At 73.7% G+C, this 7503-nt stretch carries 5 protein-coding genes and 1 pseudogene; 4 read left to right on the forward strand and 2 right to left on the reverse strand.

Translation table 11 applies throughout. The features are described 5' to 3' along the window. Together H5J30_RS11755 and H5J30_RS11760 are read right to left on the reverse strand one after the other, a co-directional pair. Window positions 1-469 (reverse strand): annotated as a pseudogene (locus H5J30_RS11755) (ATP-binding protein); the annotation flags it as partial. Between the two features lie 69 nt (window positions 470-538). Next, window positions 539-1090, reverse strand: coding sequence for a hypothetical protein (locus H5J30_RS11760; RefSeq protein ID WP_181787380.1), 552 nt, complete (start codon window positions 1088-1090; stop codon window positions 539-541). 212 nt (window positions 1091-1302) lie between these two features. On the opposite strand from H5J30_RS11760, the gene H5J30_RS11765 reads away from it, so the two are divergent. The 4 genes from H5J30_RS11765 (at window position 1303) to H5J30_RS11780 (ending at window position 7416) form a co-directional block, all read left to right on the forward strand. Then, window positions 1303-2193: a siderophore-interacting protein gene (locus H5J30_RS11765; protein WP_181787381.1), complete on the forward strand. Its 891-nt coding sequence runs from the start codon at window positions 1303-1305 to the stop codon at window positions 2191-2193. A 102-nt stretch (window positions 2194-2295) separates the two neighbouring features. Next, window positions 2296-3843, forward strand: a complete 1548-nt coding sequence (locus H5J30_RS11770) for a pyridoxal phosphate-dependent decarboxylase family protein (RefSeq protein ID WP_181787382.1) — start codon at window positions 2296-2298, stop codon at window positions 3841-3843. After that, the gene (locus H5J30_RS11775) at window positions 3764-5107 is read left to right on the forward strand and encodes a lysine N(6)-hydroxylase/L-ornithine N(5)-oxygenase family protein (RefSeq protein WP_181787383.1); all 1344 of its coding nucleotides are present in this window, start codon (window positions 3764-3766) and stop codon (window positions 5105-5107) included. Before H5J30_RS11770 ends, H5J30_RS11775 begins: the two co-directional genes overlap by 80 nt. Then, entirely contained in the window at window positions 5107-7416 is a 2310-nt protein-coding gene (locus H5J30_RS11780; protein WP_181787384.1) for a GNAT family N-acetyltransferase, read from the forward strand. Before H5J30_RS11775 ends, H5J30_RS11780 begins: the two co-directional genes overlap by 1 nt. Window positions 7417-7503 lie beyond the last annotated feature (87 nt).

The following is a 7503-nucleotide window of genomic DNA, read 5'->3' on the forward strand; positions in this document are numbered from 1 at the left end:
GCCGGCCCAGAAACGCACCGTCGCCGCCGTCCGCCGGGGCGGGCGCGAGGGCCCGGACCATGGCGCGGGCGGCGGCCTTGCGGCTGTCCAGCGGCACGTCGGCGCGTACGGCGACGGCCTGGACGCCGAAGGAGGGGAACGTGAGCCGGGGCCAGCCGCGCTTGCGGGCGTGCAGGTCGAAGACCAGCTCGGCGAGGACGTCGAAGCAGGTGGCGCCGCGCCGGCGGTGCACGGCGACGTCCTGGAGGGAGGCGGGGACGTCGTCCCAGGCGGTCCGCAAGTGCCGCAGCAGGGTGCTCTTGCCGCTGCCGCGCGGCCCGAGCACGAGGGTCACCGGCTGCTGCTCGTCGACGGGCGCGGGGTACGTCAGCCGCAGGAACGCGGGCCGGAAGCGCCGCCGCAGCGCGGCGCCCACGTACTCCGTCACGACCCGGTCGCGCCGGGAGCGCCCCTCCCACCCCTGGCCCATGCGGCAGCTCCTCGTCGCCGTCGACGCTGACGGGGCACCAGGTTATGGGAACGCGCCCGGCCGCGAAGGTCAGTTACCGGGCAGAGGCGGCGGGTCCTCGTCCGCCGGCGGGCCGTCCGGTGGCTTCGCGGCCCGTGCCCGGCGCAGGCTGATCACCAGGTACGCGACGAGAACCACCAGCAGCGCGCCGCCGCCGGCGTACCAGCCCCAGGCCGGACCGCCGTCCTCGCTCCTGGTGTAGGTCTTGAGTTTCGGCTCGGCGTCGGGGTCGGTGGGGTCGGCGTTGGCGATCACTTCGTCACCGGGCTCGACGTCGCCGCTCTCGTCGACGAGGGTCTGCATGTCCGGGTAGGTCGCCCCGGTCCTGTCGATGAGGGTGCAGTCGTCCGACGGCGGGCACGCGACGATCACCAGCAGGTCCTCCTTCTTCCCGCCGTCGGCGGGGAGGCGGAACGCGTTGTGCGTGTAGACCTCTCCGTTCTTCCCCGCGATACGTTGCACCTTGTCGGTGACGGCGTCGGGAGAGAGTTCCCCGGCCGGCGACGACGAGCCGCACGCCGCCGCGGCCGCCGCGCAGAGGACCACGGCCGCCAGCCGGCCCAACGCCCCTCGCACGGTCATGCGTTCACCCACGGTCCCTCCACCCTGCCGGGCTCCGTGGCCCAACGCCGGTGGCCAGGGAGGCTACTACCCCGCCCGGCCCGGCGGGAGGCCATGGCCTGATTCGGGCGGCTGCGCACGGGAGTTAGGTTAGGTTAGCCTAATCTGCGCCGCCGGTCCCTTCCGCACGCGGGGACGCGGCGACCCCGCACCCGCCAGGAAAGTGAGCAGACGTGACCACGGAACCGACCACGCAGACGGAGGAGCCGGCCGCCGAGGCAGCCGAGCCGTTCCGCTTCTTCCGCCTCGACGTCGCCCGCACCGAGCGGCTCAGCCCCACCCTCCTGCGCATCACCTTCGGCGACGACGGCGCCGGCGGCCCCGGCAGCCTCGACGGCTTCGCCTCCGGCGGCCGCGACCAGAGCCTGTCGCTGTTCCTGCCCCACCCCGGCCAGGCGGAGCCTCTGATGCCCACGGGCCCGGACTGGTTCGAGGAGTACCGCGCGCTCGACCCCGGCGTACGGGCCGTGCTGCGCTCGTACACGGTGCGCTCACAGCGCCCCGGCGAGGTCGACATCGACTTCGTGCTGCACACCGACCCGGCGGGCCCCGCCGCGCAGTGGGCGGGCGAGGCCGAGCCCGGCGACTGGATCATCGCGCTGGGCCCGGCCGTGCCGGACAACACCGCCGTGCGCTTCCGGCTGCCCGAGGGCACGGACCACGTCGTCGTGGCCGCCGATGAGACCGCGCTGCCGGCCGCCGCGGCGATCCTGGAGTCGCTCCCGGCCGGGCTGCCGGTGCAGGCGTGGATCCGGGTGCCGCACGCCGACGACGCGATCAGGCTGCACACCGCCGCGGACGCCGACGTCACCTGGCTCACCGGCCCCACCGCCGGTGTGGTCGACGCGCTGCGCGCCGCGGAGCTGCCCGCGGGGACGCCGTACGCCTGGCTCGCGGGCGAGGCGGGGATGGTGCGGGAGCTGCGCCGGCAGCTCGTACGGGAGCGGGGGTTCGACCGCCGCACGGTCGCCTTCACCGGCTACTGGCGCCGCGGCGCCTCCGAGGACCAGTTCCGCTACGAGGGCGAGCCGGAGGCCGACGACGGCGCGGCCGCGGCGGGGTGAGCCGGCGGAGGGTGGCCGAAACGACGGGGGTGAGGGCCCTAGGACCAATTACTTAGGTTAGGCTTCCCTAAGTTTCTGGCCCCCGTCGTGAGGACAGCATCCATGAGGTCCCACCTGCTCAACGACCGCACCGCCGGCACCTACCGCCGTACGGTCACCGCAGGCGTCGAGCACATCGCGGCCCGACTGGCCCATGCAGACCGCCCGTTCACGGGCATCGCACCCCCCGCCCTCGCCCCGGTCGTCGACGCCGTCGACCTCGACCACCCCCTCGGCGACGCCGATGCCGCGCTGGCCGAACTGGACCGGCTCTACCTGCGCGACGCCGTCTACTTCCACCACCCGCGCTACCTCGCCCACCTCAACTGCCCCGTCGTCATCCCCGCGGTGCTCGGCGAGGCGGTGCTCTCCGCCGTCAACTCCTCCCTGGACACCTGGGACCAGTCCGCCGGCGCCACCCTCATCGAGCGCCGCCTCGTCGACTGGACCGCGGCCCGCATCGGCCTCGGCCCGGCCGCGGACGGCGTGTTCACCTCCGGCGGCACGCAGTCCAACCTGCACGCGCTGCTGCTCGCCCGCGAGGAGGCGTGCGACGGCGTACGCAAGGAGCACGGCGCGGATCTGCGCACCGCCGAGATCCTGCCCCGGCTCCGTATCCTCGCCTCCGCGCACGGCCACTTCAGCGTCCGCAAGTCCGCCTCGCTGCTCGGCCTCGGCGAGGAGGCCGTCGTCGAGGTGCCGTGCGACGCGGAGCGCCGGATGCGGCCCGCGGCGCTGGCCGCGGCGCTCGCGGACCTCCAGCGCGACGGCCTCGTCCCCATGGCCGTCGTCGCCACCGCCGGCACCACCGACTTCGGCAGCGTCGACCCGCTGGCGCAGATCGCCGAGCTGTGCGCCGGGTACGGCGTGTGGCTGCACGTGGACGCGGCGTACGGCTGCGGGCTGCTGGTCTCGGGCCGCCGCAGGCACCTGCTCGCGGGCATCGAGCGCGCCGACTCGGTGACCGTCGACTTCCACAAGTCCTTCTTCCAGCCGGTCAGCTCCTCGGCCGTGCTGGTACGGGACCGGGCGGCCCTGCGGCACGCGACGTACCACGCCGACTACCTCAACCCCGAGCGCATGGCCGCCGAGCAGATCCCCAACCAGGTCGACAAGTCGCTCCAGACCACCCGCAGGTTCGACGCGCTCAAGCTGTGGCTGACGCTGCGCGTCATGGGCGCCGACGGCGTCGGCGCGCTCTTCGACGAGGTCTGCGACCTCGCCGGGGCCGGGTGGCGGCTGCTGGACGAGGACCCCCGCTTCGAGGTCGTCGTCCGGCCGCAGCTCTCGACGCTGGTCTTCCGCTACGTCCCGCGCGGGGCCCGGCCCGACCCCGCCCTCGTCGACGCCGCCAACCTGCACGCCCGCGAACGGCTGGCCGCCTCCGGCGCCGCGATGGTCGCGGGCACCAAGGTCGACGGCCGGCACTACCTGAAGTTCACGCTGCTCAACCCCGAGACCACCACCGAGGACCTGGCCGCCGTCCTCGACCTCATAGCCGCGCACGCCGCCGACCACACCGGAGAATCCCTTGTCCCCGACGTCCCCGCACCCTCCACGGCCTCACCGGTCCAGGCAGCCCAGGCAGCCCCGGCAGTCCCCGCCCGCTGAGCACCGCGTCCACGACTTCGTCGCCGTCGGCCTCGGCCCGTTCAACCTGGGCCTGGCCTGCCTGACCGAGCCGGTCGACGGCCTCGACGGCGTCTTCCTGGAGCGCAAGCCCGACTTCGACTGGCACTCCGGGATGTTCATCGAAGGCAGCACGCTCCAGACGCCGTTCATGTCGGACCTGGTCACGCTGGCCGACCCCACGTCCCCGTACTCCTTCCTCAACTACCTGAAGGAGACCGGGCGGCTGTACTCCTTCTACATCCGCGAGAGCTTCTATCCGCTGCGCGAGGAGTTCAACGACTACTGCCGCTGGGCCGCCGCGAAACTCCCCTCGGTCCGCTTCGGCGAGGAGGTCACGGCCGTCGAACGGGACGCGGCGGACGGCACGTACACCGTCCGCACCCCGCGCGGCACCTACCGCGGGCGCCGCCTCGTCCTGGGCACCGGCACCCCGCCGTACGTGCCCGAGCCCTGCCGGGGCCTCGGCGGCGACGTCCTCCACAACAGCCGGTACCTGGAGCACCGCGAGCGGCTGCGCGCCAAGGAGTCGGTCACGGTCGTCGGCAGCGGGCAGAGCGCCGCCGAGGTCTACTACGACCTGCTCCAGGACCTGACACCCGACGGCTACCAGCTCACCTGGGTGACCCGCTCCCCGCGGTTCTTCCCGCTGGAGTACACCAAGCTCACGCTGGAGATGACCTCGCCCGAGTACGTCGACTACTTCCACGCGCTGCCGCCGCCCGTCCGCGACCGCCTCGGCCCCGCGCAGAAGAGCCTGTACAAAGGCATCAACACCGAGCTGATCGACGCCATCTTCGACCTGCTGTACGTCAAGTCCCGCCGCGGCCCGGTGCCGACGCGGCTGCTCACCAACACCGCGCTGGTCTCCGCCGGGTACGCGGACGGTACGTACACCCTGGGGCTGCGCCACGAGGAGCAGGGCCGGGACTTCGACCTGGCCACCCAGGGGCTGGTGCTGGCCACCGGCTACCGCTACGCCGAGCCGCCCTTCCTGGCCGGCATCGCCGACCGCCTCGCGCACGACGGGCAGGGACGCTTCGCGGTCGCCCGCAACTACACCGTCGACCACGCGGGCCGCGAGGTCTACGTCCAGAACGCCGAGCTGCACACCCACGGCTTCGCCGCGCCCGACCTCGGCATGGCCGCGTACCGCAACTCGTGCATCATCCGCGAGATGACCGGCCGCGAGGTCTACCCGGTCGAGAAGTCCATCGCCTTCCAGGAGTTCGGAGCGCCGGTCTGATGAAGCTCACCCTCCGCCCCCTGGACCCGGTCCTGGACGCGCCGCTGCTGCACACCTGGGTCACCCATCCGAAGGCCGCGTTCTGGCTGATGCAGGGCTGCACGCCGGAAGAGGTCGAGAAGGAGTACGCGCGGATCGCCGCCGACCCGCACCACGACGCCGTCCTCGGCCTCGCCGACGGCACCCCCGCCTTCCTCGCCGAACGCTACGACCCGGCGCACCGCGAGCTGACCGGCGTCTACGACGCCGAGGCCGGCGACGTCGGGATGCACTTCCTCACCGCCCCCGCCGACACCCCCGTGCACGGCTTCACCCGGGCGGTGATCACGGCGGTGATGGAGTGGCTGTTCGCCGACCCGGCGGTGCGCCGGGTCGTGGTCGAACCCGACGCGCGCAACACGGCGGTGCACGCGCTGAACGAGGCCGTGGGCTTCCGGGTGGCGCGCCGGGTACGGATGCCGGGGCCCCCGGAGAAGGAAGCCCTGCTGAGCTTCTGCACCCGCGAGCAGTTCGCGGCCGCGCGAGCGGCGGCGCCCCCCGACGCCACCGGGCACCTCACGCCCGACCGCTGGGCGGAGGCGACCCGCCGGCTGCTGGCCAAGGCCATCGGGGAGTTCACCCACGAGCGGCTGCTGACGCCCGAGCCGCGGGGGGTCGGCTCGTACGCGCTGCGGGCGGGGGACACCGAGTACCGCTTCGAGGCCCGGCGCTACGCGCTGGACCACTGGCGCGTCGACCCGCGCACCGTCACCCGCCACGCCCCCGGCGACCCGCCGGCGGGCTCGGCGCCCGACGCGCTGCGGTTCTTCGCCGAACTCCGCGAGCCGCTGGGGCTGAGCGCCGAGGTGCTGCCCGTGTACCTGGAGGAGATCACCTCCACGCTGGCGAGCACCGCGTACAAGCTCACCGGCCCCGAGGACGCGGACCTCGCGACCGCGGACTTCCAGCGGATCGAGGCGGGGATGACGGAGGGCCACCCCTGCTTCGTCGCCAACAACGGCCGCCTGGGCCTGGGCACTGCGGACTACCGCGCGTACGCCCCCGAGACCGGCGCCCGCACCCGCCTCGTCTGGCTCGGCGCCCACCGCGACCGGGCGGCGTTCACCTGCGCCGCCGACCTCGACTACGGCACGCTGCTGCGCACGGAGCTGGACCCCGCCGTGCTCGCCGGCTTCGCCGCCCGCCTCCGGGGCCTGGGCCTCGACCCGGACGACTTCCTGCTGATGCCCGCGCACCCCTGGCAGTGGGAGCACAAGCTGTCGGTCACCTTCGCGGGCGAGGTCGCCGCCCGCCGGCTGGTGTACCTCGGCGAGAGCGCGGACACGTACCAGCCGCAGCAGTCGATACGCACCTTCTTCAACACCTCCGCGCCCCGGCGGCACTACGTCAAGACCGCGCTGTCCGTGCTCAACATGGGCTTCATGCGCGGCCTCTCGGCCGCGTACATGGAGGCCACACCGGCGATCAACGACTGGGTCGCGGGGCTGGTCGACCAGGACGAGGTACTGCGCGGCACCGGCCTGGTGATCCTGCGCGAGCTGGCCGCGGTCGGCTACCGCCACGAGGCGTACGAGGCCGCCACCGCCCCCGGCTCGCCGTACCGCAAGATGCTGGCCGCGCTGTGGCGGGAGAGCCCGGTGCCGCGGCTCGCCGAGGGCGAGCGCCTGGCGACGATGGCGGCGCTGCTGCACACCGACCGCGCGGGCCGGCCGCTGGCGGCGGCGCTGATCGAGGGCTCGGGGCTGGCGCCGGAGGTGTGGCTGCGGCGGTACCTGGACGCGTACCTGACGCCGCTGCTGCACGCCTTCTACGCGTACGGGCTGGCGTTCATGCCGCACGGCGAGAACGTCATCCTCGTCCTCGACGAGGCGGGGGCGGTGCGGCGCGCGCTGTTCAAGGACATCGCGGAGGAGGTCGTGGTCATGGACCCGGACCTGCCGCTGCCGCCGGCGGCGGAGCGCATCCGCGCGGAGGTCCCCGACGACATGCAGCTGCTGTCCGTCTTCACGGACGTCTTCGACTGCTTCTTCCGCTTCCTGGCACCGCTGCTGGACGAGGCGGGGGTGCTGGGCGAGGAGGACTTCTGGCGCACGGTCGCGGAGTGCGCGCGGGACTACCGGGCGGCGGTGCCGGACCTGGCGGACCGGTTCGAGCGGCACGACCTGTTCGCGCCGGAGTTCGCGCTGTCGTGCCTCAACAGGCTGCAGCTGCGGGACAACAGGCAGATGGTCGACCTGACGGACCCGTCGGCGGCACTGCAGCTGGTGGGCACGCTGCGAAACCCGCTGGCGCCGTACGCGGGGAGGTAGCACCGGGATCCGCCGCGCACCCGCCCTAGGGTAGGCCGCCCCGCCGACAACGCCGGGCGACCGCCCGCGACGTCGAGGCACTTGCCC

The organism is Streptomyces phytophilus, from assembly GCF_013870535.1.
In the GTDB taxonomy this organism is placed as follows: Bacteria; Actinomycetota; Actinomycetes; order Streptomycetales; family Streptomycetaceae; genus Streptomyces; species Streptomyces phytophilus.

Excerpts from the sequence above, each read along its gene's own strand:
- H5J30_RS11760 (WP_181787380.1), bottom strand. The coding sequence starts at position 1,090 with ATGACCGTGCGAGGGGCGTTGGGCCGGCTGGCGGCCGTGGTCCTCTGC.
- H5J30_RS11770 (WP_181787382.1), top strand. The coding sequence starts at position 2,296 with ATGAGGTCCCACCTGCTCAACGACCGCACCGCCGGCACCTACCGCCGT.
- H5J30_RS11780 (WP_181787384.1), top strand. The coding sequence starts at position 5,107 with ATGAAGCTCACCCTCCGCCCCCTGGACCCGGTCCTGGACGCGCCGCTG.